At 64.1% G+C, this 26,747-nt stretch carries 29 protein-coding genes; 12 read left to right on the top strand and 17 right to left on the bottom strand.

Features of this window, described 5'->3' with window-relative positions:
- Nucleotides 1-236: 236 nt before the first annotated feature.
- The 11 genes from BM338_RS01120 to BM338_RS01070 form a co-directional block, all read right to left on the bottom strand.
- Nucleotides 237-506, bottom strand: coding sequence for an HPr family phosphocarrier protein (locus BM338_RS01120; protein ID WP_090448947.1), 270 nt, complete (start codon nt 504-506; stop codon nt 237-239).
- Nucleotides 499-891: a PTS sugar transporter subunit IIA gene (locus BM338_RS01115; protein ID WP_090448946.1), complete on the bottom strand. Its 393-nt coding sequence runs from the start codon at nt 889-891 to the stop codon at nt 499-501. Before BM338_RS01115 ends, BM338_RS01120 begins: the two co-directional genes overlap by 8 nt.
- Before the next feature lie 43 nt (nt 892-934).
- A complete protein-coding gene (gene rapZ / locus BM338_RS01110; protein WP_090448945.1) occupies nt 935-1,837 on the bottom strand; it encodes an RNase adapter RapZ in 903 nt (300 codons plus the stop codon).
- Between the two features lie 4 nt (nt 1,838-1,841).
- Nucleotides 1,842-2,792 (bottom strand): HPr(Ser) kinase/phosphatase, encoded by a 951-nt coding sequence (gene hprK / locus BM338_RS01105; protein ID WP_090448944.1) that lies wholly within the window; start codon nt 2,790-2,792, stop codon nt 1,842-1,844.
- 159 nt (nt 2,793-2,951) lie between these two features.
- The gene (raiA, locus tag BM338_RS01100) at nt 2,952-3,275 is read right to left on the bottom strand and encodes a ribosome hibernation-promoting factor, HPF/YfiA family (RefSeq protein ID WP_090448943.1); all 324 of its coding nucleotides are present in this window, start codon (nt 3,273-3,275) and stop codon (nt 2,952-2,954) included.
- 173 nt (nt 3,276-3,448) lie between these two features.
- Nucleotides 3,449-4,903: an RNA polymerase factor sigma-54 gene (locus BM338_RS01095; RefSeq protein ID WP_090448942.1), complete on the bottom strand. Its 1,455-nt coding sequence runs from the start codon at nt 4,901-4,903 to the stop codon at nt 3,449-3,451.
- A 202-nt stretch (nt 4,904-5,105) separates the two neighbouring features.
- Nucleotides 5,106-5,825, bottom strand: a complete 720-nt coding sequence (gene lptB / locus BM338_RS01090; RefSeq protein WP_090448941.1) for an LPS export ABC transporter ATP-binding protein — start codon at nt 5,823-5,825, stop codon at nt 5,106-5,108.
- A gap of 3 nt (nt 5,826-5,828) precedes the next feature.
- Complete coding sequence (lptA, locus tag BM338_RS01085; protein ID WP_343124149.1) at nt 5,829-6,332, bottom strand: lipopolysaccharide transport periplasmic protein LptA; 504 nt, start codon at nt 6,330-6,332, stop codon at nt 5,829-5,831.
- A gap of 37 nt (nt 6,333-6,369) precedes the next feature.
- Nucleotides 6,370-6,972, bottom strand: a complete 603-nt coding sequence (gene lptC, locus BM338_RS01080; protein WP_090448939.1) for an LPS export ABC transporter periplasmic protein LptC — start codon at nt 6,970-6,972, stop codon at nt 6,370-6,372.
- Nucleotides 6,969-7,520 (bottom strand): KdsC family phosphatase, encoded by a 552-nt coding sequence (locus tag BM338_RS01075; protein ID WP_090448938.1) that lies wholly within the window; start codon nt 7,518-7,520, stop codon nt 6,969-6,971. The genes lptC and BM338_RS01075 overlap by 4 nt, the downstream gene beginning before the upstream one ends.
- Before the next feature lie 125 nt (nt 7,521-7,645).
- Nucleotides 7,646-8,659, bottom strand: a complete 1,014-nt coding sequence (locus BM338_RS01070) for a KpsF/GutQ family sugar-phosphate isomerase (protein ID WP_090448937.1) — start codon at nt 8,657-8,659, stop codon at nt 7,646-7,648.
- 256 nt (nt 8,660-8,915) lie between these two features.
- Here BM338_RS01070 and BM338_RS01065 point away from each other — a divergent pair, with 256 nt between their 5' ends.
- Both BM338_RS01065 and murA read left to right on the top strand, forming a co-directional pair.
- Entirely contained in the window at nt 8,916-9,155 is a 240-nt protein-coding gene (locus tag BM338_RS01065) for a BolA family protein (protein WP_090448936.1), read from the top strand.
- Nucleotides 9,156-9,198: 43 nt separating this feature from the next.
- Complete coding sequence (gene murA / locus BM338_RS01060; RefSeq protein WP_090448935.1) at nt 9,199-10,458, top strand: UDP-N-acetylglucosamine 1-carboxyvinyltransferase; 1,260 nt, start codon at nt 9,199-9,201, stop codon at nt 10,456-10,458.
- A 73-nt stretch (nt 10,459-10,531) separates the two neighbouring features.
- On the opposite strand, the gene BM338_RS01055 is transcribed toward murA, so the two are convergent.
- The 3 genes from BM338_RS01055 to purM form a co-directional block, all read right to left on the bottom strand.
- Nucleotides 10,532-11,239, bottom strand: coding sequence for a DUF3108 domain-containing protein (locus BM338_RS01055; protein ID WP_090448934.1), 708 nt, complete (start codon nt 11,237-11,239; stop codon nt 10,532-10,534).
- 95 nt (nt 11,240-11,334) lie between these two features.
- Nucleotides 11,335-12,000, bottom strand: coding sequence for a phosphoribosylglycinamide formyltransferase (purN, locus tag BM338_RS01050; protein WP_090448933.1), 666 nt, complete (start codon nt 11,998-12,000; stop codon nt 11,335-11,337).
- A gap of 117 nt (nt 12,001-12,117) precedes the next feature.
- Entirely contained in the window at nt 12,118-13,146 is a 1,029-nt protein-coding gene (gene purM, locus BM338_RS01045) for a phosphoribosylformylglycinamidine cyclo-ligase (RefSeq protein ID WP_090448932.1), read from the bottom strand.
- A gap of 93 nt (nt 13,147-13,239) precedes the next feature.
- Here purM and BM338_RS01040 point away from each other — a divergent pair, with 93 nt between their 5' ends.
- The 4 genes from BM338_RS01040 to hda all read left to right on the top strand — a co-directional run bounded on the left by BM338_RS01040 (nt 13,240) and on the right by hda (nt 16,800).
- Nucleotides 13,240-14,223, top strand: coding sequence for a DUF2066 domain-containing protein (locus BM338_RS01040; RefSeq protein WP_090448931.1), 984 nt, complete (start codon nt 13,240-13,242; stop codon nt 14,221-14,223).
- 27 nt (nt 14,224-14,250) lie between these two features.
- The gene (locus BM338_RS01035) at nt 14,251-14,835 is read left to right on the top strand and encodes a CDP-alcohol phosphatidyltransferase family protein (RefSeq protein WP_090448930.1); all 585 of its coding nucleotides are present in this window, start codon (nt 14,251-14,253) and stop codon (nt 14,833-14,835) included.
- Nucleotides 14,836-14,923: 88 nt separating this feature from the next.
- On the top strand, nt 14,924-16,093 hold the full coding sequence (locus BM338_RS01030; protein WP_090448929.1) for an AI-2E family transporter: 1,170 nt from the start codon (nt 14,924-14,926) through the stop codon (nt 16,091-16,093).
- Entirely contained in the window at nt 16,090-16,800 is a 711-nt protein-coding gene (gene hda, locus BM338_RS01025) for a DnaA regulatory inactivator Hda (RefSeq protein WP_090448928.1), read from the top strand. Before BM338_RS01030 ends, hda begins: the two co-directional genes overlap by 4 nt.
- A 58-nt stretch (nt 16,801-16,858) precedes the next feature.
- Here the strand turns inward: hda and BM338_RS01020 are convergent, their stop codons facing one another.
- Complete coding sequence (locus BM338_RS01020; RefSeq protein WP_090448927.1) at nt 16,859-17,662, bottom strand: inositol monophosphatase family protein; 804 nt, start codon at nt 17,660-17,662, stop codon at nt 16,859-16,861.
- Nucleotides 17,663-17,806: 144 nt separating this feature from the next.
- On the opposite strand from BM338_RS01020, the gene BM338_RS01015 reads away from it, so the two are divergent.
- Nucleotides 17,807-18,565, top strand: coding sequence for an RNA methyltransferase (locus BM338_RS01015; protein ID WP_090450040.1), 759 nt, complete (start codon nt 17,807-17,809; stop codon nt 18,563-18,565).
- Here the strand turns inward: BM338_RS01015 and BM338_RS01010 are convergent, their stop codons facing one another.
- Complete coding sequence (locus tag BM338_RS01010; RefSeq protein WP_090448926.1) at nt 18,566-19,885, bottom strand: hemolysin family protein; 1,320 nt, start codon at nt 19,883-19,885, stop codon at nt 18,566-18,568. It lies immediately after the preceding gene.
- Nucleotides 19,886-20,026: 141 nt separating this feature from the next.
- On the opposite strand from BM338_RS01010, the gene BM338_RS01005 reads away from it, so the two are divergent.
- Nucleotides 20,027-20,656, top strand: coding sequence for a DUF47 domain-containing protein (locus BM338_RS01005; protein ID WP_090448925.1), 630 nt, complete (start codon nt 20,027-20,029; stop codon nt 20,654-20,656).
- 10 nt (nt 20,657-20,666) lie between these two features.
- Complete coding sequence (locus BM338_RS01000) at nt 20,667-21,785, top strand: inorganic phosphate transporter (protein WP_090448924.1); 1,119 nt, start codon at nt 20,667-20,669, stop codon at nt 21,783-21,785.
- Between the two features lie 12 nt (nt 21,786-21,797).
- Here BM338_RS01000 and BM338_RS00995 read toward each other — a convergent pair whose 3' ends face one another.
- A complete protein-coding gene (locus BM338_RS00995) occupies nt 21,798-22,202 on the bottom strand; it encodes a hypothetical protein (RefSeq protein ID WP_090448923.1) in 405 nt (134 codons plus the stop codon).
- A gap of 67 nt (nt 22,203-22,269) precedes the next feature.
- On the opposite strand from BM338_RS00995, the gene BM338_RS00990 reads away from it, so the two are divergent.
- From BM338_RS00990 to ybaL, 3 genes are all read left to right on the top strand, one after another.
- Nucleotides 22,270-22,611 carry an MGMT family protein gene (locus tag BM338_RS00990; RefSeq protein ID WP_090448922.1) on the top strand — a complete coding sequence of 114 codons (342 nt, stop codon included), beginning with the start codon at nt 22,270-22,272 and terminating at the stop codon, nt 22,609-22,611.
- Between the two features lie 484 nt (nt 22,612-23,095).
- Entirely contained in the window at nt 23,096-24,910 is a 1,815-nt protein-coding gene (gene recQ / locus BM338_RS00985) for a DNA helicase RecQ (RefSeq protein WP_090448921.1), read from the top strand.
- A gap of 150 nt (nt 24,911-25,060) precedes the next feature.
- On the top strand, nt 25,061-26,743 hold the full coding sequence (gene ybaL / locus BM338_RS00980) for a cation:proton antiporter domain-containing protein (RefSeq protein ID WP_090448920.1): 1,683 nt from the start codon (nt 25,061-25,063) through the stop codon (nt 26,741-26,743).
- The last annotated feature ends 4 nt before the right edge of the window (nt 26,744-26,747 follow it).

Raw genomic sequence — 26,747 nt, 5'->3', positions numbered from 1 at the left:
GCCGCTGCCGCGTGGCGAAGCGCCTGACTGGCTGTCAGGTCGAGCCGCGCGGCAGCGGCAGCGCGCTTTCTGGATATCACCCTGTCATTTAAAAACATAAGTTTGGGCCGTTGCTGTTTGCGCGCAGCTCACCGCCGCGCTACCTCGACAGACATCCAGTCTGCTGTCGGCAGCACAGCGGCGATCTGCGCGCAAACAGCAACGGTGACGCCTGCGTGGCATAGACCAGAGGGTCCTTAAGCTCCTTCGTCGAATTTGCGATCGAACAAGGCGACCACTGCACTCAGGGCTGTGTCCTCATCCGGTCCTTCGGCGCGCACCGTCAGCGGAGTGCCGATGCCGGCGGCCAGCATCATGACGCCCATGATGCTCTGGGCGTTGACCTCGCGCCCCTTGCTGACCAGCCACACGGTGGATTTGAAACCCTGCACGAGCTGCACCAGTTTGGCCGATGCGCGGGCATGCAGGCCCAGCTTGTTGGATACGACAATCTCTTTTTCAAGCATGATCGATGAAAATTCCTCCGCGGCCGCCGCTGGCGGCAACTTCCGCCAGTTCGTCGAGCGGTTTTTCCGCATAGTTAAGTACGCGCAGCAGCATCGGGAGATTGAGTCCCGACACGCAGCGCAGGCGAACGCCCAGCGCGCTGAGCGACAGGCCGATATTGCAGGGGGTGGCGCCGTACAGGTCAGCCAGCACCAGCACGCCGTCGCCGTGGTCAAGCTCGCGCGCGTGCTTGGCGGTGAGTGTGCGCATCACGTCCGGGTCGGCGGAGGGCGGCACTTCCACCGCTTCCACCGTCAGCGGCAGCTTCGGCAGCACGTGGTGGGCGGCTGAAATCAGCGCCTGGCCAACGGCTTCGTGGGTCATCAATAACACGCCAACGCTCATGGCCGGGTGCCTCGCGGATGTGACGGGAACGCTTGCATCGGAATCACTCGAGTTCGCGATGAAATGTAAGCGCCCCTTCGTGACGGGCGCGGTAGTGAGCGGCTAGCCGCTCCACCAGATAAACGGAGCGATGCCGGCCGCCGGTGCAGCCGATGGCGATGGTCACGTAGCTGCGATCGTCGGCTTCGAAGCGCGGCAGCCAGGCGTCCAGCCAGCGCACGGTGTCGTTGAAATACTCTTCCACTAGCGGCTGCGACTCGAGGTACTCGCGCACCGGACCATCTTTGCCGGACAGCGGGCGCAGGCGCGGCTCCCAATGCGGGTTCGGCAGGCAGCGCGCATCGAACACAAAATCCGCGTCCAGCGGCAGGCCGCGGCGGAACGCGAAGGACTGGAACATCAGGGTCAGGCCCTCGGTGGCCTCCGCGTAATCCGTGGCTACCAGACGGCGCAACTGATGCACGTTGAGCTCACTGGAGTCGATCACTTTCTCGGCGATGGCGATCAGCGGGCGCAGCAGCTTGCGTTCTTCCATGATCGCGTCGGCCAGCGACAGGCCGAGCGCGGAGAGCGGATGGCGGCGGCGCGTTTCCGAGTAGCGCTTGATCAGCACTTCGTCGCGGCAGTCGAGGAAGATCAGGTGCACCTGCACGCCCACGGCTGCCAGTTCGGACAGTACCGTCGGCATGCGCAGGAAATCTTCGCCGCGGTTGCGCACGTCAACGCCCACCGCGATGTTGCGTCGCTTGCCGGGAGCGCTGCCGTGACTGACCGCAGCAACCAGTTCCGGCAGCAGTGCGGTGGGCAAGTTGTCGACGCAGTAGAACTCCAGGTCTTCCAGCGCGCGCAAGGCCACGGTCTTGCCGCCGCCGGACATGCCGGTCAACACGACCAGATGGATGGCGTCGGGTTGGTGGATTTCGGTAGGCGGAACGGGTTGATTCATGAGGTCACCACGGCGGCAGCCGGCGCATCTGGTGCGCCTGGCGGTCGATGAACGTCTGCGCAGGGTCGATGCCCTTGCTCTTCAACATATGGTTGCGCACCGCGGCTTCCACCAGTACCGCAAGGTTGCGGCCGGGTGCAACGGGAATGGTGATCATTGGCACCTGCACCTCGAAGATTTCGCGGTGGCCGACGTCGCCGGTGAGGCGGGTGAGGCCATCGGTGTCTTCGCCGTCGCGCATCGGCTTGAGGTGGATCACCAGGCGCAGGTACTTGGATGGTTTCACCGCGGTATGGCCGAACATTTCACGCACATTGAGCACACCCAGGCCGCGCACTTCCAGCAGATCCTGTAGCAGTTCGGGGCAGTTGCCGTCGATCACGTCCGGAGCGATCAGCGTGAATTCGGTAGCGTCGTCGGCCACCAGACGGTGGCCGCGGCTGATCAGTTCCAGGGCTAGCTCGCTTTTGCCTGAGCCGGATTCGCCAGTAATCAGCACGCCGATGGAAAACACTTCCAGAAATACGCCGTGCAAGGTGACCTTGGGGGCCAGCATGCGCGCCAGGTGATATTGCATCCAGGTCAGCAGTTCGTGGCCGCGCTTGGAGCTGATCCACAGCGGCGTATTGGTTTCTTCGGCAACTTCCCGCAGGTCGGCCGGGATGGTCTGATCCTTGGTGACGATCATCGCCACCGGCTGATAAGCGGCAATCTTGTTGATCGCCTCCCAGCGCTGGCGCGAATCCAGGCCGTCGAGGAAGTTCAGCTCCTCGGTGCCGATGATCTGGATCTTGTTCGGATAGATGACGTTGAGGTAGCCGATCAGCGAAGGGCGGCGCGAAGTGGTGACGCCGCGTTCGAGCACGCGCGACTCGCCGCGCATGCCGGAGACCCAGCGCAACGCCATGCGCTCGTGAACACCATCGTAGAGTTGTCTTGCGGTGAGCCGATCCAAGCCTTGTCCTTTGCGCCGCAGGTTGGCCGGGTAGGGCGAGCGGCGGCGGCAGGGGACATTGTGCCAGTTCGGGAGGGGGTGTGCCCCGGCGGGTGGGGCGGACGCTTCGGGGGAATCGTCTGACTGGGCCCGCCCCGGATCGGGGCGGGCCGGAAAGCATCAGCCGTATTGCCGCTCCTGGCGGACTTCACGCTGATGCTTGTCACAGATTTTGTCGCGATGTTTGCGCAGTTGGGTCACCAGCTTATCGAACAGCATTTCAATGGAGGCGTACAGATCCGACGTAAGTGCTTCGGCGTGCAGCGTGGTGCCGGTGACATTGAGCGTACCTTCCGCTCGTTGTTGAAGCTTGTCGACCGAGAGCACGACACTGAGGCTGATGGCTTTTTCGTCGAGGCGGGTAAGGCGATCGATCTGGCTGTTCACTCGCTCGCGAAGGGCGGGGGTGATCTCGATCTGCTGGCCGCTGAGCTGGACTTGCATGTTGCGCCTCCTCTGGTACTGCCGCCGCTGGCGGCGTGGGTCGATGTGCCAGTCACGTGAGGGTTCACGTTGTCATAGCATCGGCACACCACTGTCATCTCTTGGTATGGGGACGCTTTCCATCCCGCCAAGTTCCCGAGATCGGTGAAATCCGCACAGCGGGCTGAGCTAAATCAGCCGGCGCGCTGACGTTCGCTGGAACTCGGAATTCTCAATGCCTCCCGATATTTGGCGACGGTACGACGGGCCACCTGGATGCCCTTGCGGTGCAGTTCCTCGGCGATGGCTTGGTCGGAGAGCGGTTTGCGCGAATCTTCCGCGTCGACGAGCTTGCGCAGCATGGCCTGGATGGCCGTGGCCGAAGCACTGCCGCCATCTTCAGTGGATACACCGCTGGAAAAGAAGTGCTTCAGTTCGAAGGTGCCGCGCGGCGTATGGATGTACTTGCGCGTGGTCACGCGGGAAATGGTGGATTCGTGCATGCCCACTTCCTCGGCGACCTCGCGCAGCACCAGCGGGTGCATGGCTTCGGGACCGTAGTCGAGGAAGGCGCTCTGGCGGCGCACTATGGCATCGGCCACCTTGAGCAAGGTTTCGGCGCGCGATTCCAGGCTCTTGATCAGCCAGCGCGCTTCCTGCAGCTGGCCGCGCATCCAACTGGCGTCGTCGCCGCGGGCCTGTGCGATCAGGTTGCAGTAGTGCTGATTGAGGCCCAGGCGCGGCTGGCAATCGGGATTGAGGCTGACACGCCAGCGGCCGCCGTCCTTGCGCGCGTAAACGTCCGGCGCGACGTATTCCACCGGAGTCACGTCCAGCGCGGCGCCGGGGCGCGGATCCAGGCTGCGGATCAGTACGGCGGCAGCGTGAGTCTCGTCTTCGGTAGCCCGCAGGCGGCGTGCGAGGCGCGCGATGTCATTGCGCGCCAACAGCTCAAGCTCGCCGTCGACAATGCGCAGCGCCAGTTCACGCTGTGGTAGCTCGGGATCGAACTGTTCCAGCTGTACGCGCAGGCAATCGCGCAGGTCCAGGCTGGCGACGCCGGTGGGATCGAAGCGCTGCAGCAGGCGGCGCACTGCATCCACTTCCTCCATACTGGCCTTGAGGTCGGTGGGCACGGCGGCGGTGACGGCATCCAGACCTTCGGTGAGATAGCCGTCCGCGTTCAGTGAATCGATCAGGATCGCGGCGATGGTGCGCTCGCGCAGGCTCAGGTGCGTCAGGTTGAGCTGCCACAGCAGATGTTCCTGCAGCGTTTCGGGTGCGGCGTTCTGTGGTTCGAAGTTGTCGTCGTCTCCGGAGCCATTGGTGCGGCTGCCGCCGGCGCCATTGCCGCCAGAGAAGTCGATGGGTTCTTCTGCGGGGCCGGTGGATTCGCTCCAGTCGGCCGCTTCGTCGACATCCACATCGCTGCTGGTAGAGGTTTCGGCGGGTGCTTCGAACTCGCTGCTGTCGCCGTCGGTCTCGGCGGCGCTGTCTTCAGAGAACTCGAGCAACGGGTTGCTCTCGGCGATCTGCCGCAATTCAGCCTCCAGCTCCAGCTGCGACAACTGCAAGAGGCGAATGGCCTGCTGCAACTGTGGCGTCAGGGTGAGCTGTTGATTGAGGCGAAACTGCAGTCCGGGTTTCATGCCAGCCGGTTAGGAGGAACTCGGCTTCATCCTAACCCCTAGCCGGGAGGGCGGCCATAGGTCCGAGCGTTTAGGCGCGTAGGCCGGATGGCCGAATGTGACGGAGTAGAAAAGTAAGGCGGCGAAAGACTGTCGCTCCACGGCGTCAAGCCGCCTGCGCGGGTGGTCGGCCACCTGCCGCACACCCTTGCCTGACTTGCGGTTACAGCCTGAACTCGCGGCCCAGGTAGACCTCGCGCACTTTCTCGTCCGCGAGAATATGCGCAGGTGTACCGCGCGACAGCACTTCACCGTCGTTGAGGATGTAGGCGCGGTCGCAGATGCCGAGCGTCTCACGTACGTTGTGATCGGTGATCAGCACGCCGATGCCGCGCTCTTTCAGGTGGCGCACGATGCGCTGGATTTCGCCCACCGAAATCGGGTCGACGCCAGCGAACGGTTCGTCCAGCAGCATGTAGCGCGGTTCCGCAGCTAGTGCGCGGGCGATTTCCACGCGGCGGCGCTCGCCGCCTGAAAGGCTGATGCCTTTCTGATCGGCGATGTGCGAGATCTTCAGTTCGTCGAGCAGGCTTTCCAGTTCGGTAGCGCGCTGCTTGGCGTCGAGGTTCTCGCGCAATTCCAGCACGGCCATGATGTTGTCGGCCACGCTGAGGCGACGGAACACCGAAGGCTCCTGCGGCAGATAGCCAATGCCCAGCTTGGCGCGGGCATGCATCGGCAACCCGGTGATGTCGTATTTGTCGAGCTTGATCGTGCCGGCATCGGCTTCGATCAGGCCCACCACCATGTAGAAACAGGTGGTTTTGCCGGCACCGTTGGGGCCGAGCAGGCCGACCACTTCGCCTTCACGAATCGAGAAGGCGAAATCGCGCACAACCTGGCGCGTGCGGAAGCGTTTTTGCAGACCCTCGGCAGACAGCATCGATTACTTGCCCTCGGCCGGCGCAGCGGCGGGTTTGGGAGCGGCGGCAGCAGGCTTCGGCTTCGGCAGGAACGTGCCGTGCACCAGGCCGTCGCCGCCGGCTTCGCCGGTGATCAGGCTGGTGTCGGTGTTGTAGGTGAGCTTGTCGCCGTGGAATTCGCCGCGGCCCTGCTGGACAACCTTGGCGTTGCCGGTGAGCACCGCGATGCCATTGATGTTGTCGTAATCCAACGTGGCGGCGTCGCCCTGCATCAAGTTGTTGTTCTCGTCCAGCTGCTGGATATGCGCCGGGTTGCCGGTGACGACCACGCGGGCAATCTGCGTATCGGCGTCTAGATGCACCTTGGCTTCACCGCCGGTGATCAGCAGTGTGCCCTGAGTGAGCTTCACGTTGCCGCTCAGGGTGGTGATCGTGTTGGGTGCGTTATAGGCGTTGGTCGTCTTGGACGTGAAATCCATCGGCTTGGTGCGATCGTCCTTCTTGGCGAAGGCGATGGCTGGCAGCAAGCAAAGCGCAGCCAGCGAAAGCAGGCCGATCGCAGTCTTACGACTTCCGTTTGCGCGGCGGGAACGAGCCGTGGCTGTCATTGAGCAGCTCCAGATGATTGTCGTTGAGGTTGGCACGCATGCCGATCCCTCGCATTGTAGTGGCGCCTTGGTTCATCTGCGCTGCCTCCGCAGTTTCCATGCGGTTTTCCTTCGGCCAGGCGGTCACCTCGGAGGTGTGCAGCTCGGCCTGGGGGGTGTCTTCAAACGCCGCGCGGTGCATATAGACCGGACCCTGCAGCTTGAGCAAGGTACCGCTCTTGTCGACCCAGCCGTACTCCGACTCGCCCAGCCACGGCGGTATGCCCGGCGTATTGGAAGGCATCTCGAACCTAGGGGCGTCGATATAAAGCGATTCGTCACCCTCGCGCCGGTCCAGGCGCGGACCGGTGACACGGAAGCTTGGCAGCCCGTCCTCGCCGTAGACGTATCCCTTGAACTGGGTGAGGGTGTAGCCGGAGCGCGGCGGACCGACAAAATCGTTGGTCTTGGCCGCGGGAGCGATCCACCACAGCAGCAACTGGCTGACGCCGGCGGCCAGGCCGACCAGGACGATCGCCGTGGTCAGGCGGCGATCGCGCAAGTACTCGCGGATGCTCACTGCCAACGCTCCCGTTCGGCGTCGAGCTTGCCTTGGGCCAGCAGTAGCAGGTCGCACACTTCGCGCGCCGCACCCATGCCGCCGCTTTTGCGGGTCTGCCAGTGCGCCTGCTCGGCCACCCAGGGGTGCGCGTTGGCGACGGCCACGGCGAGACCGGCAATGTGCATTGGCGGCAGGTCGGGCAGGTCGTCGCCGACGAACGCGGCCTGTTCGGGAGTCAGGTTCAGCGCTTCCAGTAGTTGTTGAAGGCAGCCACGCTTGTCGCTCTGACCCTGATAGACGTGTGCGATATCCAGCTCCTCCGCGCGCAGCGCGACCGGGTGGCTGATGCGTGCAGTGATGATGGCTACCTGGATGCCGTTGGCCTGCAAACGCTTCAGGCCCAGGCCGTCATGGACGTGGAACACCTTGGTCTCGTGCCCGTCCTCGGCGTACCACAAGCGGCCGTCAGTGAGAGTGCCGTCCACGTCGAATACCGCCAGGCGGATTTTCGCGGCGCGGGCGAGCAGGTCGGCGGGGAGATCGGCGAGGTAGCTGGAGGGCGGCACAGGGGCAATCTGGATAGGGAAGGGGAGATAGCTGGAAGCTTGGGAAACGGATGAGACCGGAGAAGGCTGACCTTGGCCTTATCGGTGACGGCCTTGTTCCCGTAGCTTCGCTGGATGACGCGCCATCAGACCACGCGGGCACGGAGCAGATCGTGAATGTTCAGAGCGCCAACCACGCGCTGCTGCTCGTCCACCACCAGCAGGGCATGGATCTGATGCTTCTCCATCATCTGCGCGGCCTCGATGGCCAGTTTGTCGGCACCGATGGTCTTGGGGCCGCGGGTCATCAGTTCGGCCACGGTGGCGCCGCGCAGGTCCACACCATCATCGTCCAGGGCGCGGCGCAGGTCACCGTCGGTGAACACGCCGAGCAGGTGGCGGTTGGCGTCGATCACTGCGGTCATGCCTAGATGCTTGCGGGTCATCTCCATCAACGCCTCGGTCAGGCTGGCATCCGGAGCCACCGCCGGAATGCCATCGCCGGTATGCATGACATCGCTGATGTGCAGCAGCAGGCGACGGCCGAGGCTGCCGGCAGGATGCGAGCGGGCGAAATCCTCGGAGGTGAAGCCGCGCGCTTCCAGCAGGGCGATGGCGAGCGCGTCGCCCATCACCAGGGCCGCCGTGGTGCTCGCCGTCGGAGCCAGGCCCAACGGGCACGCCTCGGCGGAGATGCTGGCATCCAGGTGCAGGTCGGCCTGGTCGGCCAACGAGGAACGCTCGTTGCCGGTAATCGCGATCAGCGGGATGCCCTGGCGCTTGATCACCGGCAGGATGAACAGCACCTCGTCGGTTTCGCCGGAGTTGGACAGGGCAAGCACCACATCCTGCGGCAGGATCATGCCCAGGTCGCCATGGCTGGCTTCACCCGGGTGCACGAAGAACGCCGGCGTGCCGGTGGATGCGAGGGTGGCGGCGATCTTGCGTGCCACATGCCCGGATTTGCCCATGCCGATTACCACCACGCGGCCGGCACAGCCAAGGATCAGGCGGCAGGCCTCGACGAACTCCGGTCCGATACGCGGTTCCAGTGCGCGGATGGCGGCCGCTTCGGTGGCGATCACCGTGCGGGCGCTGCGTACGATGGCCTCGGCGTCGAGCGCAGCGGGTTTGGTGGGGTGGGCGACGTGGGCGTTCATGCGTCCTCGGGAGTGATCGGGCCGGGCTGTCCTGGGCATCGTTGCCTCGCCCGGCCTCATTTTATCTTTTTGCTCAATGTCTTGGGTTGATTCCCAAGGCTGGTGCCAACGGCCGGAGCCGGGCTGTGTCGTTTCTGCGACAGGAGATTTCCATTAACATGGCATATTCGCATTTTACCGTCACGGTCGGCGCCATTGGATCCCGCAGGGAGTCCGTTCACGGCGTCGCCGCCCAGTCGCAAGTGGAAACTCAAAAATGGACGCTGCCACCATCCAGGCAATGATCGAAAACGGCCTGCCGGGTGCGCGGGCGCAAGTCAGCGGCGACGACGGTGTGCATTTCGAGGCGGAAGTCGTAGCAACCCAGTTCGCTGGCAAGTTGCCGCTGGCCCGCCACCGTCTGGTGTACGCCACCCTGGGTGATCTGATGGGCGGCGCGATCCACGCGCTGGCGCTCAAGACCCTTACCCCCGAGGAAGTCGCGGCGCGCCGTTGATGGCAGCGACCCGGCCCTCATCTCACTTTTTGCAAGGACAACCATGGCCAAGATCCTGATCAGCGGCGGCGAGCCGCTCCACGGCGAGGTCGGTATTTCCGGCGCCAAGAACGCTGTGCTGCCGATTCTCGCTTCCTGCCTGCTGGCCGATGAGCCGGTGGCGATCAGCAACGTGCCGCACCTGCACGACGTCACCACCTTCATTGAGCTGCTCGGCCAGATGGGCGTGCAGCTGGTGCTGGACGACCGCATGAAGATGCACGTCGATCCGCGCTCGATCGAACATTGCGTGGCGCCTTACGACCTGGTGCGCACCATGCGCGCCTCGATCCTGGTACTGGGCCCGCTGGTGGCGCGCTTCGGCCAGGCAGAAGTCTCGCTGCCGGGCGGTTGCGCGATCGGTTCGCGTCCGGTTGACCAGCACATCCGCGGCCTGCAGGCGCTGGGTGCCGAGGTCACGGTGGAGAACGGCTACATCAAGGCCAAGGCCAATCGCCTGAAGGGCGCGCGCATCGCGATGGACATGGTTACCGTCACCGGTACCGAGAACATCATGATGGCGGCGGCCCTGGCCAAGGGCACCAGCATCATTGAGAACGCCGCGCAGGAACCCGAGGTGGTCGATCTGGCCAACTGCCTGATCGCCATGGGCGCGCAGATCGAAGGCGCCGGTACCTCGACGATGATCATCCACGGTGTCGAGCGTCTGCACGGCGCCGAGTACGAAGTGCTGCCGGATCGCATCGAGACCGGCACCTTCCTGGTTGGCGCTGCGATGACCGGCGGTAAAGTGCGCGCCCGCAACGCGCGCGCCAACACGCTGGACTCGGTGCTGGCCAAACTGGAAGAGGCGGGAGCGCATATCTCCACCGGTCCGGACTGGATCGAGCTGGACATGCAGGGCAGGCGGCCGAAGGCGGTGAACATCACCACCGCGCCGTATCCGGCATTTCCCACCGACATGCAGGCGCAGTTCACTGCGCTGAACTGTGTGGCCGAAGGCGTGGGCATCATCACCGAGACAGTGTTCGAAAACCGCTTCATGCACGCGCATGAGCTGCAGCGCCTGGGTGCGGATATCCGTCTTGAAGGCAACACCGCCATCATCCAGGGCGTGGCGAAGATGAGTGGCGCCCCGATCATGGCGACCGACCTGCGCGCATCGGCGTGCCTGGTCTTGGCCGGCCTGGTGGCGGAAGGCGACACCACGGTGGATCGCGTGTATCACATCGACCGCGGCTACGAGAACATTGAAGAGAAGCTGGGCGTGCTGGGCGCGAAGATCCGTCGCCTGCCGTCGTAAGAGAAAACAGTGAAGGGGCGTGGGAAACAGGTGGGATCAGCCACCACTTGTTTCCCACGCCCCTTCATCGTTTTTAGGGTTGCTTGTAGCTCACCAACTGCAAGGTGAGATTGCCGCCCTCGCTCTGCGAAAGCTTCACCGGCACCGGGTACTTCTGCGGCACATACCAGGCGTTGAACGCCTTGTCGGAATCGCTGCGCTCCACGCGTTGCGCCTTGAAGCGGCCCGCCGGAATTTGTACATCGTCGCTGCCGGCTACCTTGAACTGCTGGTTCTCTACGTTGCGCCTCACAGCGACCGGTAGCGTGATGGCCTGCTTGCCGCTGCGCAGCGCGAGGCCGATTGCGTAAGGCGCTGTGTTCCGGTCGACCAGGCCGGGTGTTGCGGCGTAGGTATCCGCGCCTTTGCCCTCATCCACCGAGACCTGGTTGGTCGACCAGTTCACTTCAGTACGCCGCTGCTTCACTTTGAAGGCGTTCACGCGGGAATCGTAGGCGATGGTTTCCGGCGCATTGTTGTTCCAGCGAAAGCGGGTGGTCTCGCTGGAGTTGGCGCCGAGCGCGGCAGCCAGTCCGGAGGTGCCATGCGTCTGGTTGCTGTATTCCCATTGGCCGCTGCCGGCAGCCTTGAGGCTGACCACGGCCTCGCCAATCACCTGGCCGCCTTGCAATACCTGATAGGTCGCCGTGAACGGCGAGGGTGTGGCGGCGATAGCCGCAGAGGTCGAGACGGCCAGTGCGAGACCGGCGATGAATTTGCGCGCGGGAGTGAAGGTAGCCATGGCGCCGGAGTCTACCCGGCTCGGCTGAACGTGGGGAGGACACATGGATGTGCCCAGCTTTGAGGAGCGAAGAACGTCTCGTTGGGTGCGTGAAATCAGCCGGTCAACGCGTCGCCGGCAAGGCGTAGCGGCGTCGCCAGCCGCTCGCCATCCAGCTCGACGCCGTCTGGCGCAGCGAGGGCCAGGCGGCCTTCGGCGATAAGCCGGGTTACGGCCGTAAGCAGGCGATGCTCTTTGGCGAGCAAGCGCTGCGCGAGGCTGTGCTCATCATCGCCCGCGTGGATGTCGATCAGCGCCTGCGCGATCACCGGCCCGCCATCCAGTTCCGCAGTCACGTAATGGACGCTGGCGCCATGCTCGGTATCGCCGGCTTCGAGCGCGCGACGATGCGTGTGCAGGCCGCGGTACTTCGGTAGCAGCGAAGGGTGGATGTTGATCATCCGCCCGACCCATGGCTTCAGTGCATCGCCATCGATAATGCGCATGAAGCCGGCGAGTACCAGCAGGTCGGCGCCGATGGCATCGAGGCGTGCAAAAAGCTCGAAGTCGTAATCGCGGCGCGTGGCAAAGTCGCGCGGGTTCAGCACGAAAGAGGGAATGCCCGCCGTTTTCGCCAGGTCGAGTGCGCCAGCGCCGGCCTTGTCGCTGCCGACCGCGACGAACTCCACCGGGAGTTCGCCCGCATCGCGTGCGGCGATCAGCGCTTGCAGGTTACTGCCGCGTCCAGAAGCGAGTACGGCGATGCGAAAAGGTGAGGGCATGCTAGGCAGCAGTCGTCTTCGATGCAGCCATCCCGACATGCCGTTGAGGTGGGCCGGGATGACGCGATGGGATCATGCAAGATGGAATCGGGCAGGTGATCGAAACGCTTGTGCGCCTCAACCGATATGCACACGCTCGTCGCCCTGGGCCGGCACCACTTCGCCGATCACCGAGCTTGCCAGGCCATGCTTCGCCAGCAGCGCGGACGCCGCCGGCACCGCTTCGCGCGACAGGATCACGGTAAAGCCAACGCCACAATTGAAGGTGCGCCACATTTCTTCGCGCGCCACATTGCCTTCGCGCATCAGCCACTCAAACACCGGCGGCAGCACGATGGCGGAGGCGTCGAGAGCCAGGCCCAGCCCATCTGGCACAACGCGGATGATGTTTTCCTTCAGACCGCCGCCAGTGATGTGGGCCATGCCGTGCACGGGTGCCGACTTCAACAGTTCCAGCATCGACTTCACGTAGATGGTGGTGGGCGCCATCAGCGCGTCGGCCAGCGTCACGCCGCCCAGATCCAGGTCCAGCGGACGGCCGGCGCGATCCACGATCTTGCGGATCAGCGAGTAACCGTTGGAGTGCGGGCCGGAGGAGGCCACGCCGAGGATCACGTCACCCGCCTTGATCGCCTCGCCACTCAGCAGCTGCGATTTCTCGACAGCGCCAACGGTGAAGCCGGCCAGGTCATATTCGCCCGGCGGATACATGTCGGGCATTTCCGCCGTCTCGCCGCCGATCAGCGCGCAGCCCGCCAGTTCGCAGCCCTTGGCGATGCCACCGACCACGGCGACAGTGGTGTCCACGTCGAGCTTGCCGGTGGCGAAATAGTCGAGGAAGAACAGCGGCTCGGCGCCTTGCACCAGCACATCATTGACGCACATGCCGACCAGGTCGATGCCGATGGTGTCGTGGCGCCCCAGCTGCTGCGCGAGCTTGAGCTTGGTGCCCACGCCGTCGGTGCCCGAAACCAGCACCGGTTCCTTATAGCGGCCGGCCAGATCGAACAGGCCGCCGAAACCGCCCAGACCGCCCATCACTTCCGGACGGAAGGTGCGCTTGACCAGGGGCTTGATGCGTTCGACCACGGCATTGCCCGCGTCGATATCGACACCGGCGGCGCGGTAGGTAAGAGCGTCGGACATGGCAGGAACCGGCGTGGAGAAACGCGTAATGATAGACGCTGAGGGCCGGATTGGGCAGACTTCAGACCGTTTTCCCTTGAGCCATCCGAGCTTATGCGCCTCTCACGCCTGCTGATCGTCGGTCTTCTGCTGGCCCTTCTGCTCCCCACGGTCCATGCGCAGGGCCAGGTTTCGCCCTATACCGTGACAGTGCCGGTGAATGACACCAGCGAAGCCCAGCGTGATGAGGCTTTCGGCGTGGCGCTGAGCCAGGTGCTGGCGCGTACCGCCGGCGGCCAGGACCTGCGCAGCAAGCCGGGCTACACCGATGTGCTTAAGGGCGCGCCGGGCATCGTGCAGCAATACCAGTATCAGCGCGGCGCCGCTGGTGCCGGCATGAGCCTGCAAGTCACTTTCGACCAGGGTGCGGTCCAGCGCGCCATCGCCCAGATGGGCGTAGCAGGCACGACGGGCAAACCGCCGGTATTGCTGCTGGTGCGCGATGAGGACGGCAGTGTGCTGACCAAGGATGTGCTGGCACCGCTGGCCCAGGCCATGGTGTCGCGCGGCTACAACGCCGTACTGGCCGACCCGGGCAAGACCGCTGAGTCGCCCACTGTGGCATCGGCCGATCCCGAGCAGATTTTCAATCTGGCGCGCCAGTACAAGACCGGCCTGGTGCTGCTGGGCCAGGTGCATGGTGACAGCGCGGACTGGAATCTGGTTTCCGGTGGTCCGCAGCAGCGCTGGAGCGGCACCGGCACCAGCAGCGCGGCGTTGTTCACCGACGCAGGCAATGCCTTGGCCGATCGTCTCGGCAAGCAGCTCAACGTGATCGGCTCGGGCAATATCGACGGCAAGCTGTGGGTGAGTGGCGTCAATTCCGCCATGGATTACGCCAATCTGCTCGCCACCTTGCGTGCGGACCCGATGGTCCGCCAGGTGGTGACGCTCAGCGCGCAGGGCGACGGCATGATGCTCGCCATGAAGACCGGCCTTCCCTTGAGCGCGCTGGCTAACAATCTCGCGGCCGGTGGCCGGCTCTTGCAGGCCGACGCCCATACTGGCGCCGATGCCAGCCTGCGCTGGGTGCACTGAGCAGGTGATCCAACGGAGCCTGCGGTGATGTCCGACACGCGGCTCTCTCCCTGGCGCCATCTGCCCAATGCTATCTCGCTGCTGCGCATGGCGCTGGTGCTGCCGGTGGCCTGGGCCATCCTGGTTGAGCAGCCGCGCATGGCCCTGGGGCTGATCGCCATCGCGGGTGTTTCCGATGGCCTAGATGGTTTTGTCGCGCGGCGTTACGGGTGGCAGAGCCGGCTCGGCGGCATCCTGGATGCGCTCGCTGACAAGCTGTTGCTGGTCGCCTGTTTTCTGCTGCTGGCCTGGGTGGGTTTGACGCCGTGGTGGCTGGCCCTGCTGGTGTGCGGGCGCGATGTGGTGATCGTGGCCGGTGCGCTGGCTTGGCGGCTGTTGATCGGACCGATCCGCCCCGAGCCCAGCCTGCTTTCCAAGGCCTGCACTCTGGTGCAGATCGTGTATCTGCTCGATGTACTGGTGGCCGCTAGCGCGTGGTCGGCGTTGCCGCAGCCGCCGCTCGAAATCGTTGTCGCGCTGCTCTGTGTCGCCAGCGGTATCCATTACGTGCTGCACTGGTCGCTAAGGGCTTGGGCCATCAAGCATCCCTCTGGCGAGGGCGGCGCGCGCTGACAGCGGCCCCCCGCATGGGTCACACTTGCGCATGCCTACGCCCGCTCCGGCCAGGCAGTACTCGCCCCCGCCCCGACGAGCCGAGACGATGACCCAAGACAGTTCCCGCCGCTGGCAGATGCTGGCGATCACCGCAGGCTTGCTCTATGTGCTGTGGCTATTGGCCCCGGTGCTGATGCCGTTCGCCTTCGCCGCGATGATGGCTTACCTCGGCGACCCGCTAGCCGATCGCCTGGAGCGCTTGGGCATGGGGCGCACCTTGGCGGTGAGCGTGGTGTTCATCCTGTTGGTGCTGGTAACAGTCGGCGCGCTGTTGCTGTTGATCCCGCTGATTTCGCGCCAGGTCGATAGCTTGGTGCAGAGCCTGCCGCATTACGTGGACTGGGTGCGCAACACGGCGTTGCCCTGGTTGCAGGCCAAGCTGCGACTGGATCCGGCCTTCTTCGATACCGATCGCCTGATGACCGAACTCAAGGACAATATCGGCTCCGTTGGCAGCGTTGCGTCGTCGGTGCTGGGCAAGCTCACCCGCTCCGGTCTCGGCGTCGTGGCGTGGCTGACCAATCTGGTCCTAATCCCAGTGGTGGCGTTCTATCTGTTACGCGACTGGGACCGGCTGGTGGCCTGGATCGACGACATGCTGCCGCGCTCGATCGAACCGACCATTGCCCATCTCGCACACGAATCGGATCTGGTGCTTGGCGCCTTCGTGCGTGGTCAGCTGCTGGTGATGCTGGCGCTGGGCATTTTCTACGGCGCTGGCCTGACGCTCGTCGGGCTTTCGGTCGGGCCGTTGATCGGCATGGTGGCTGGTCTGCTCAGCTTTGTGCCCTACCTCGGTTTTATCGTCGGCTTCGGCTCGGCCATCATCGCAGTGCTGGTGCAGTACGGTGACTGGAGCCATCTGTTGATGGTGGTGGGCGTGTTCACCATCGGCCAGCTGCTGGAAGGCTATGTGCTGGTACCGCGGCTGGTCGGCGAGAAGATCGGCCTGCATCCAGTGGCGGTGATCTTCGCTGTGCTGGCGGGTGGTTATCTGTTCGGTTTCCTTGGCATCCTGCTGGCATTGCCGGCGGCCTCGGTCATCCTGGTAGTGCTGCGCTACCTGACCCAGCGCTATCGCCACAGCCTGCTGTATACCGAAGAGGGCAGCGAGGATCCGGTGGTCGCTGAAGCGAATAGCGCCGCAGCGGCCGAGGCCGAAGCCGAGGCGCTGATGTCCGCCTCGGCCGCTGAGCACAACAAACCACAGCCATGATTCCGCAGCTCCCGCTTGCCCTGCGCTGGCCGCGCCGCCAGCGCTTCGAACATTTTCATGCCGGAGCGAATGCCGTTGCGGTTGCCGCGCTACATGAGTTGGCCACGATGCCTCAGGCGCCATGGCTCTATCTCAGCGGACCCGCTGGCAGTGGCAAAAGCCATCTGCTGATGGCGACTTGCCAGGCTGCCAGCGATGCGGGCCGCGCTGTGCAGTACCTGCCGCTGGCCAGTATCGGCAACCGTGCCGCGGCGATCCGTGGCGTGGCGGGCAGCGAGTTGCTGGCCCTGGACGATCTTGGCGCCATTGCCGGTGACCGCGACGCCGAGCATGCGCTGTTCGACGTCTACAACAGCGCCAGGGCCGAAGGCAGTGCACTGCTGTTTGCGGCCGAAGCGGTTCCTGCTCAACTGGGTCTCGGCTTGCCAGACCTGCGCTCGCGCCTCAGCGCCTGCCAGCAAGCGGTGTTGAAACCGCTGGATGATGCCGAGCGGCGTGAAGTGCTCAAGGGACAAGCCGCGGCGCGTGGCATTGAACTCGACGATACCGTGCTCGACTGGCTGTTTGCCCGCTATGTGCGCGATCTTGGCGCCTTGCTCGATCTGCTCGACAAACTGGACAAGGCGTCGCTGGCGGCGCAGCGGCGCATCACCGTGCCCTTCCTGCGCGGCTTCCTGCGCGAAGCTGGCGAAACGCCGCCGGGTTGAACGGCTGAAACAAAAGAAGGCGCCCGAGGGCGCCTTCTTTTCATCATCGATGTGTGGCTCAGGCTTTCAGTAGCGCGGGCGTCGCCTGGGCACCGATGGCGTCCACCATAGCCTGCGTCACATGCAGGTTGCCGGCGACGATGTTGCCGCTGGCCGGGATGCCTTCGCGGCCGGCGAAGTCGCAATAGTGGCCACCCGCCTCGCGCACCAGTAGCACGCCAGCAGCCATGTCCCACGGTTTCAGGCCGATCTCGAAATAACCGTCATAGCGCGCGGCCGCCACATAGGCGAGGTCGAGCGCGGCCGAACCGGAGCGGCGGATGTCCTCGGCCTGGCCGAGCATCGCGCGGGTCATGTTGAGCTGCGATTCCAGATGGTCGCGCTGGCGGTACGGGAAACCGGTGGCGATCATCGCGCCACCCAGGTTTTCGCGCTTGCCGACGCGGATACGGCGGTCGTTGAGGTAGGCGCCGTCGCCCTTGCTGGCAGTGAACAGCTCGTCGCGCAGCGGATCGAACACCACGGCGTATACCGGCTCACCCTTGTCGAGCAGGGCGATGGACACGGAGAAATGCGGGATGCCGCGCAGGTAATTGTGGGTGCCGTCGAGCGGGTCGATCACCCATTGCAGCGGGCCCTTGCCGGTGGCGCCACTTTCCTCGGCGAGGATGGCGTGGGTCGGATAGGCGCGGCGGAGCTCCTTGACGATCTCGGCCTCGGCCAGCTTGTCGACCTCGGAGGCGAAGTCCATGCGTTGTTTTTCGACGACGTTGAGTCCGTCGATGCGGTTCATATAGCGCAGGATCACGTTTCCAGCGGCGCGCGCGGCGCGCACCGCGACGTTAACGGCGGGTCTTGGCATGGCTTCGGCTTTCAAAAGAACGGGATACGGCCGGCGATTCTAGCAGGGGTGGGGAAGGCGGAACAGAGAATCGCGAACGGGAGCGCCGCGATGCGGCTGCCGTTCCCCGTTATCCTTTCGCCCCCGCTCTTTCTTTGCGATCCCATGCCCATCCCCGAACTGGCCCAATTGATCCGCTTCGTCCTGGTCCGCACCTCGCACCCAGGCAACATCGGCAGCGCGGCGCGAGCCATGCGCACCATGGGGTTTGCGCGGATGGAGCTGGTGGCCCCGCATCGCTTTCCCGACCGCGAGGCCTCGGCTCTGGCGGCGGGCGCCGACGATGTGTTGGAGGGGGCGGGCGTGCATGAGGGGCTGATCGACGGTCTGGCCGGCAGCAGCCTGGCGCTGGGCCTGTCGGCGCGCCGCCGCGGGGTGGACCTGCCGGAGATATCCCCGCGCGAGGCAGCCAGCCGTGCCTTGGCGGCGGCCGCCCGCGGTGAGCAGGTTGCCCTGGTGTTCGGCAACGAGCGCACCGGTCTGGAGAACGAGGAACTGGCGCGCTGCCACGCCATGGTGCGCATTCCCAGCGTGGATGATTTCAGTTCGCTGAACCTGTCGCAGGCGGTCCAGGTGATGGCTTACGAGTTACGTGTGGCCTTGCTCGGCGGCGAGATACCGGAGGTGCCTGCGCGGGTTGATGTGGAACCGCCAGCCGATGCGGCACAGATGGAGCGCTTCTACGAACACCTGGCGCAGACGCTGGACGATATCGACTTCCACAAGGGGCGCGCGCCGACCACCATCATGCTGCGCCTGCGCAAGCTGTTTCAGCGCGCGCAGATGGATGAGCGGGAGTTGCGCATGCTGCATGGCATCCTCGCGGATGCACAGCGCATGGCATCGCTGGCGCGTAAGGAATAGTTATTGCTCGTCGTCGGCCAATTCGATCGACCGCGCCGGCGTAATCAACAGCTTGTCGATACGCGCGCCATCGAGGTCCACCACCTCGAAGCGGATGCCCTGCCAGGCGAACACCTCGCCAGTCTGCGGAATATGGCCTAGCACGGCCATCACCATGCCGGCGGCGGTGCGGTACTCGTGTTCCTGCTCGCCTGGCAAATGGTCGACATGCAGCAATTCGCGCAGGTCGTCGGTGGAGATCGAGCCATCCACCAGCCAGCCGCCGCCCTCGCGCGCCACGATGGGGGAGGTCTCTTCGCGGTTCTGGCCACGTTGCGTGGCGCCAACTACGGCGGCCAACAGATCGTTGATCGTCACCAGCCCTTCGATATCGCCGTATTCGTCCACCACCAGGGCCAGCTGGGATTCGGCATCGCGGAACTCTTCCATCAGATCCAGTGCGCGAGCCGTGGCGGGTACGAACAATGGTTTGGCCATGCGCCCGAACAGATCGGGTGAGCCATCCCGGTAATTGCGCAGCAGGTTCTTTACCTCGACCACGCCGACCACGTCGCTCTCGTCGCCGCGGTAGACCGGGTAGCGGGAGTAGGGCGTGGCGCGCAGGATGTCGTCGTTTTCCTCATGGGTCGCCGTGACATCCAGCCAGGCAATGCGCGTGCGGGGGGTCATCACACTGTCCACCGAACGGTCGCCCAGGCGCAGCACGCGGTTGACCATGTTGTGCTCGTCGGCGTCCAGCACGCCCTGCTCAGCACTTTCGGCCACCAGCAGGCGGATTTCCTCTTCAGTCACCGCTTCACTGCTGCGCTTGCCGACGCGCAGCAGGCGCAACAGCAGGCTGCTGGAAAAATTGAGCAGCCACACAAAGGGGGCGGTGATGCGCGAAAGCACCAGCATCGGCATGGCGACGTAGCCAGAGACGCGTTCCGGCGCCGACAGCGCCAGCCGCTTGGGCACCAGCTCCCCAATCACGATCTGCACGAAGGAGATCAGCGCGAAGCCCAACACCAGGCCCAGCACCTTGGCGTAGGGCTCCAGCCAGGCCGCGCGGCCGCCATGGATGGCTTCGGCAATGTGATCGCCCAGGGCGTCGCCGGCCAGCGAGCCGGTAATCAGGATGACCACGGTCATGCCCACCTGCACGGTGGACAGGAAGTGCTCGGGGGCCTCCGCGTGGCGCAACGCAACACGGGCGCGGCGGCTGGTCTTGGCCATCTGCTTGAGGCGGCTCTTGCGCGACGCCACCAGCGCCATTTCCGACAGCGCGAAGAAGCCGTTGAGTAGGGCGAGCACAAGAACAATCGCGATCTCAGTCAACATCTTGTCAAGGGGATCGGTGGGGGAAAGGCACCCAGTGTAAGGCCTGGGCGGGGCTTCCCGGCGGGAAGGGCGCTTGGTGCGGTGCGGCGGGGCAGTCTTGTAACATAGCCGTCATTTCGTCCATTCTCAGGCACCCTGCGCATGTTTTCACTGCAAACCATCTTCGGCAAAGGCGACAAGTTCTATGGCCTGCTCGAGCAAAGTGCGGAGGCAGCCAAGGAAAGCACGCGGGCGCTGCATGAGCTGGTGACCCATACCGACCATGCCCCGGTGATGGCGGCCTTCGCCGCGGCCCGCGCTCGCGAGAAGGCACTCGCCGCGCAGATCAGCGAGGAGCTGGTGAACACCTTTGTTACCGCGCTGGACCGCGAAGACATCGAGGCACTGAACTCGGCACTGTACAAAATTCCCAAGACCGTCGAGAAATTCGCCGAGCGTTACGAGATCGTGGCTTCTCGCGTTACCGATGTGGATTTCGCTCAGCGCGCGCTGATACTCGAGCGCGCCACCGCGGTGGTGTCGGAGATGATCGGCGAGCTGCGCCGCGGTCTGCGCATCGACCCGGTGAAGAAATTGCAGGACCGTCTGCAGGCGCTGGAATCCGAAGGCGACCGCATGCTGCTGTCGCCCTACCGCACGCTCTATGTCGAAGGCAACGACGCCATGCGCGCGATGCTGGCCAAGGACCTGTTCGAGCTGATCGAGAAAGCCATAGACAAGTGCCGCGACGTCGGCAACATCGTCTATTCCATCGTGCTGAAAAACTCCTAAGGCCGCCGCGATGAGCATGGTTATCGCGGTGGTGCTGGTCGCACTCGTCTTCACCTACATCAACGGCTTCCACGACACCGCCAACTCCATCGCCACGGTGGTGGCGACCAAGGTGCTGACGCCAGGCCAGGCGGTGCTGCTGGCAGCGGTGACCAACCTGATCGGCGCGTTGTGGGGTACCGCGGTGGCTAAGACGATTGCCGCTGGCCTGCTCGACACCAACGTAGTGGCGGCCGGCCCGCAGCTGCTGATCTGCGCGCTGGGCGCCGCCACGGTGTGGAACCTGATCACCTGGTGGCTGGGGTTGCCTTCGAGCTCCAGCCATGCGCTGGTCGGCGCACTGGTCGGCGCGGCGATCGCTGCATCGGGCGATAACTTTCATTCGATCATCTGGATGCAGGGCGGCGAGCATTGGTGGCAGGGCAAGGGCGTGGTGCCCAAGGTGATCGTGCCGATGGTGGTGTCACCGTTGCTCGGCTTCATCATGGGTTTCCTGCTGATGGGTGCGCTGTACGCGCTGCTCAGCTGGCTGGCCAGTCGCAAGGGGTTCCTGCGCCGCTTCGGACGCACACCGTTCGTCAACAGCTTCTTCGGCAAGGCGCAGATTGTCTCTGCAAGCGCGATGGGGCTGGCTCACGGCATGAACGACGCGCAGAAAAGCATGGGCATCATTGCGCTGGCCCTGGCCGGAGCTACCGCGGCAGGCCAGTTCGATCAGCTGCCGCATTGGCTGAGCTTCCTGCGCATCGCGGGCTCCAATGACGGGGGCTTCAATGTGCCGGCGTGGGTAGCTGTCGTATGCGCGCTGACCATGGCAGCCGGTACCGCCGGCGGCGGCTGGCGCATCATCAAGACGCTGGGCCACAAGATGGTGAAGTTGCACCCCATCAATGGCTTCGCCGCCGAAGGCAGTTCTGCCGCGGTGATTCTCACTGCCTCAGCGTTTGGCGTGCCGGTATCCACCACGCACAACGTGTCCGCCTCGATCATGGGTGTGGGCGCGGCCAAGCGCTGGAACGCCATCCGTTGGTCGGTGGTGGAGCGCATGGTGTGGGCGTGGATTCTGACCCTGCCGGTCACCGCCTTGCTGGCTTATGGTGCGGTGCGCTTCGCTACGTTGTTGTTCTAACGATATCCAGAACTACAGGTCGTCGCCTCCGTGGGCGACGACGCGCTCCAGCTGATCGCCCAGCGTGCCCAGCTCGTGGATCAACCGCTTCAGTTCCGAGATGCTGAGCAGTTCGTAGGGGCGGTTCTCGCACAGATGCAGGTAGGGCGAACCGTCCAGGTCGGCCACGGCCAGAAAGCCGGTGCGCTGCTCCCAATTGAAACGCAGGCAGCGGCGGGCATCCGAACCCGCCAGCGGACCGATGGGCGTGGAGATGCGCAGATAGCGGCTCCCTGACTCGTCTTCCAGTTCCGTCAGGTAGATGCCCTGGTGGCGTCCGTGTGGCAGCTGCATGTCGAAGCTGATCAGGTACGGGTCGTTGTGGCGTAGCTGGTGCAGGCTGCCGATGTGAGAACGCACGGCTTCGAAATGACGCATGATGCGGGTCCGCGTTGGGGCCAAGTCCCTCCACTACTCTGCCACGATTGTGTGTTAATGCCGCGACATGAACGACGCTCAAGAACGCATTTACGCCGCTATTGCCGCCATTCCGCCGGGTCGGGTCGCCAGTTACGGCGCGATTGCCGCCCGTGCCGGTTTGCCGGGGAGGGCACGGCTGGTGGGGCGTTTGCTGGGTGAGGTGCCGGAGGGTATGACTTTGCCCTGGTTTCGTGTGTTGCGCGCCAGTGGCGAGGTGGCTTTGCCGCGTGGGAGTAGGGGGTTTCGCGAGCAATGCCGGTTGCTTAAGGCGGAGGGCGTTGAGGTGAAGAATGGGCGGGTGCCGCTCTCGCGGTTTGGGTTGGATGCGGATGTGGATCGGGCGTTGTGGGGGATGCCTGGTTTTTGATCTCGCTTTTCTCCCGCTCCCCCTTCGGGGTGAGGGGGTGGGCGCTCGGTTCACGGCTTCCTACTTTGTCACCCCGGCGTAGGCCGGGGTCCAGTGCCTTGTCGCCCGGTTTTAGCGTCTGCGTGCCCTGGCTCGCCTGCCGCGGGCTTTCGAACCGCTGCCGCGGTCCGAGTCACTTTCTCTTTGCTGGCCCAAAGAGAAAGTAACCAAAGAGAAATGGCCTGAGAGCAGGCGGTGTGCTTTGTAGCTGCGCCTTTTCCAGAGTCAGGCGTCGGGTTGGAGCTTTTTCGAACTAGCTTGCCCCATCGTCGCAAGAGCATTTGCTCCCTCTCCCCTTCGGGGAGAGGGCTGGGGTGAGGGATGGGTGCTCGGAATGCCGTCACCTATGGAATCTCCTGTCCGACAACCATCTGCGACATGTCGTACCGCTTGAATGGCTGTTTGCCTGCCATTCTTGCCAGATGCATTTGCTAGCATTCCGCAGATGCCTTCGACTCCTCTCGACATTCTCAATAGCGTCTTCGGTTACACCAGTTTCCGCGGTCAGCAGCAGGCCATCGTTGAGCGGGTGGCGGAGGGGGGCGATGCGTTGGTGTTGATGCCGACGGGTGGGGGCAAGTCGCTGTGTTATCAGATTCCTGCCTTGCTGCGGCAGGGTACGGGCATTGTGGTATCGCCGCTGATTGCGTTGATGCAGGATCAGGTCGATGCGCTGCGCGAAGCGGGGGTGGCGGCGGCCTATCTGAACTCCAGCCTGGGCGCCGAGGCGCAGCGCAAGGTTGAGAGTCAGTTGCTGGCGGGTGAATTGAACCTGCTCTATGTCGCGCCGGAGCGTCTGCTGACTGGTCGGTTTCTGAGTCTGCTTGAGCAGACGGAAGTGGCGTTGTTCGCCATCGACGAAGCGCATTGCGTATCGCAATGGGGGCACGATTTCCGCCCGGAGTATCGCGAGCTGGCAGTGCTGCATCAGCGCTTTCCGCAGGTGCCGCGCGTCGCGCTTACCGCGACGGCGGATCAGCGTACGCGCGAGGAAATCGTCGAGCGGCTGGCGTTGCAGGATGCGCGGCAGTTCGTGTCGAGTTTCGACCGCCCTAATATCCGTTATCGCGTTGGGCTACGGCATAACGCGCGGCGGCAGTTGATGGATTTTCTCGAGGCGCATCGCGGCGATGCCGGCATCGTGTATTGCCTCAGCCGCAAGAAGGTGGACGACACGGCGGCCTGGCTGGCAGAAGCCGGTATCGGGGCGTTGCCTTATCACGCGGGACTGGATGCGGCGACGCGTGCGGCGAATCAGCAACGTTTTCTGCGCGAGGACGGCGTGGTGATGGTGGCCACGGTGGCGTTCGGTATGGGTATCGACAAGCCGGATGTGCGCTTCGTGGCGCATCTGGATCTGCCGCGCAGCATGGAAGGTTATTACCAGGAAACCGGTCGTGGCGGCCGCGATGGTTTGCCGGCCGAGGCGTGGATGATCTACGGCCTCTCCGACGTGGTGACGATGAGCCAGATGATTGCGCAGTCGGAATCGGCGGATGAGCGCAAGCGCGTGGAGCGGCAAAAGCTGGAAGCGCTGCTCGCCTACGCTGAAGCCACGCGCTGCCGGCGCGAGTTGTTGCTGGGTGCCTTCGGCGAGAGTTATCAGGGTCCTTGCGGTCTTTGCGACAACTGCGTGGAACCACCAAAGACCTGGGATGCCACGGTGCCAGCGCAGAAAGCCCTGTCGGCGGTGTATCGCAGCGGGCAGCGTTTCGGTTCGGGCCATGTGATCGATGTCTTGCGAGGGATTGACGGTAATCGCATGAGCGAACTCGGCCATGATCGCCTCAGCACGTTTGGCATCGGCGCCGACATGGATGAAAAGCAGTGGCGCTCGGTGTTCCGCCAGTTGCTAGCCGCAGGTTTGCTCGAAGCGGATGCAGAAGGCTTCGGCACTATGCGGTTGACCAAGGCCAGTCGCGATGTGCTCGTCGGCAATCAATCGGTACGCCTGCGCGAAGATGTGCGTCCGGAGCGCCGCTCGCGCCGCCGTCGCGACAGTCAGGTAGTGACCGGCAGCAGTCTCGGTATCGAAGCCTACGAGCAGCCGATGTGGGATGCCTTGCGCGCCTTGCGCGCGCAATTGGCCAAACAGCATGGTGTGCCGGCGTATGTCATCTTCCATGACGCCACCTTGCTGGGGATGCTGCGCGCGTTGCCTGCCAATGAAGAGGAGATGGCCTCGATCAGTGGCGTAGGCGAAGCCAAGCTGAAACGCTATGGGCACGATTTCCTCGCGGTGATCAACGCGCAGGAATAGCGGTCCGGCGGTGCTTGTGCTGGCCGCCGAATGCCCTTACAACTGATGTGGTGCAAAGCCCTGCCAGCGTCGGATGACGGTAGCCACGCTGCGCCACGCGCCTTTGTCGGCGCACGGTTTCACGCCCCCCGTTGCCTAAGGAACGCCGCCATGCATGACGCCCCGCTTATCGCCACGATTGTCGGAGGCATCGTGCTGGCCTTCCTGTTCGCTGCCATTGCCCACCGTTTGAAGCTGCCGGTGCTGGCTGGCTATATGCTTGCCGGTGTGGTGGCGGGTCCCTTCACGCCGGGCTTTGTCGCCGATGGTCCGCTGGCCCATCAGTTGGCGGAACTGGGTGTGGTGCTGCTGATGTTCGGCGTAGGCCTGCATTTCTCGTTGAAGGATCTGCTGTCGGTCAAAAACATCGCCATCCCCGGTGCGATCGGCCAGATGGCGGTAGCGACCGTGCTCGGCATGCTGCTGGGCTGGGCGCTGGGCTGGCCGATGGCGCAGAGTTTTGTGTTCGGTCTAGCGTTGTCGGTAGCGAGCACGGTGGTGCTGCTGCGCGCGCTGGAAGAGCGTCGCCTGATGGAAACCGAGCGTGGCCGCATCGCCGTCGGCTGGCTGATCGTCGAAGACCTGGCGATGGTGCTGGCGCTGGTGTTGCTGCCCGCATTGGGTGCTTCGCTGTCGAGCGATGGCGGAGTGGCGCCTTCGTTCGGCGAGATTGCGACCACGGTCGGTATCACCGTGGGCAAGGTCGTGGCCTTTGTCGCGGTGATGCTGATTGTCGGCAAGCGCGTGATCCCATGGCTGCTCAAAGTAGTAGCGCATACCGGTTCGCGTGAATTGTTCCGGCTGGCGGTGCTGGCGATCGCGCTGGGCGTGGCTTTTGGTGCGGCTGGCCTGTTCGGTGTGTCGTTCGAACTCGGCGCATTCTTCGCCGGCATGATGATGGGCGAGTCCAAGCTGGCGCATGATGCTGCGGAAGAAACCCTGCCGTTGCGCGATGCCTTTGCGGTGCTGTTCTTTGTTTCCATCGGCATGTTATTCAACTACCACATCGTGCTTACCGAGCCGCTGGTGGTGTTGGCGGCGCTGCTGATCATCGTGGTGGGCAAATCGCTGGCCGCGCTGGGTATCGTGCTGGCTTTCCGCAAGCCGCTGAGTACGGCGCTGACCATCGCGACCAGCCTGTCGCAGATCGGCGAGTTCTCTTTCATCCTGATCGGCGTCGGCGTCGCGCAGAACCTGGTGTCGAAGGAAGCTCAGGATGTCTTGCTGGCGGCGGCGATCGTCTCGATCCTGATCAACCCGTTGCTGTTCAAGTTGATGGATCGCGTGAAGGCGCGAATGGATGCACGCGAGGCCGTTGTTGTGGAAACCCATCCTGAGATGGCGCCGGCCGGCGATGTAGTGGCTCTGCCGCTGAGTACTTTGCGCGATCACGTGGTGGTCGCCGGCTATGGCCGTCTGGGGCAACTGCTGGGTGAGGCCGTGCATGCGCGCGGCGATGCCCTGCTGGTGCTGGAGGAAGAAAAGGACCTTACCGAGTCACTGCGCCAGAGTGGCATCGAAACCATCGTTGGTAACGCCTCCCGCGACGACGTGCTGGAAGCTGCCAATCTGCCGCAGGCGCGAGCCTTGCTGGTGACGGTGCCCCAAGCTTTCGAGAGCGGCGAAGTCGTGCGTGCCGCGCGCCTGTTGAATCCGGCCTTGCAGATCATTGCGCGCGCCGATTCGGACGAATGCCGTGAGCATCTATTGAAGCAGGGCGCGGATCTGGTGGTGCTCAGCGAGCGCGAACTGGCCCGCACAATGATTGACGGTCTGCGCCCGGCTGTCGCGTAAGATT

The organism is Dyella sp. OK004, assembly GCF_900114495.1.
Lineage (GTDB): Bacteria > Pseudomonadota > Gammaproteobacteria > Xanthomonadales > Rhodanobacteraceae > Dyella_D.
The sequence above is the reverse complement of the archived record's forward strand: the minus strand, read 5'-3'. Positions and strand labels throughout refer to the sequence as shown.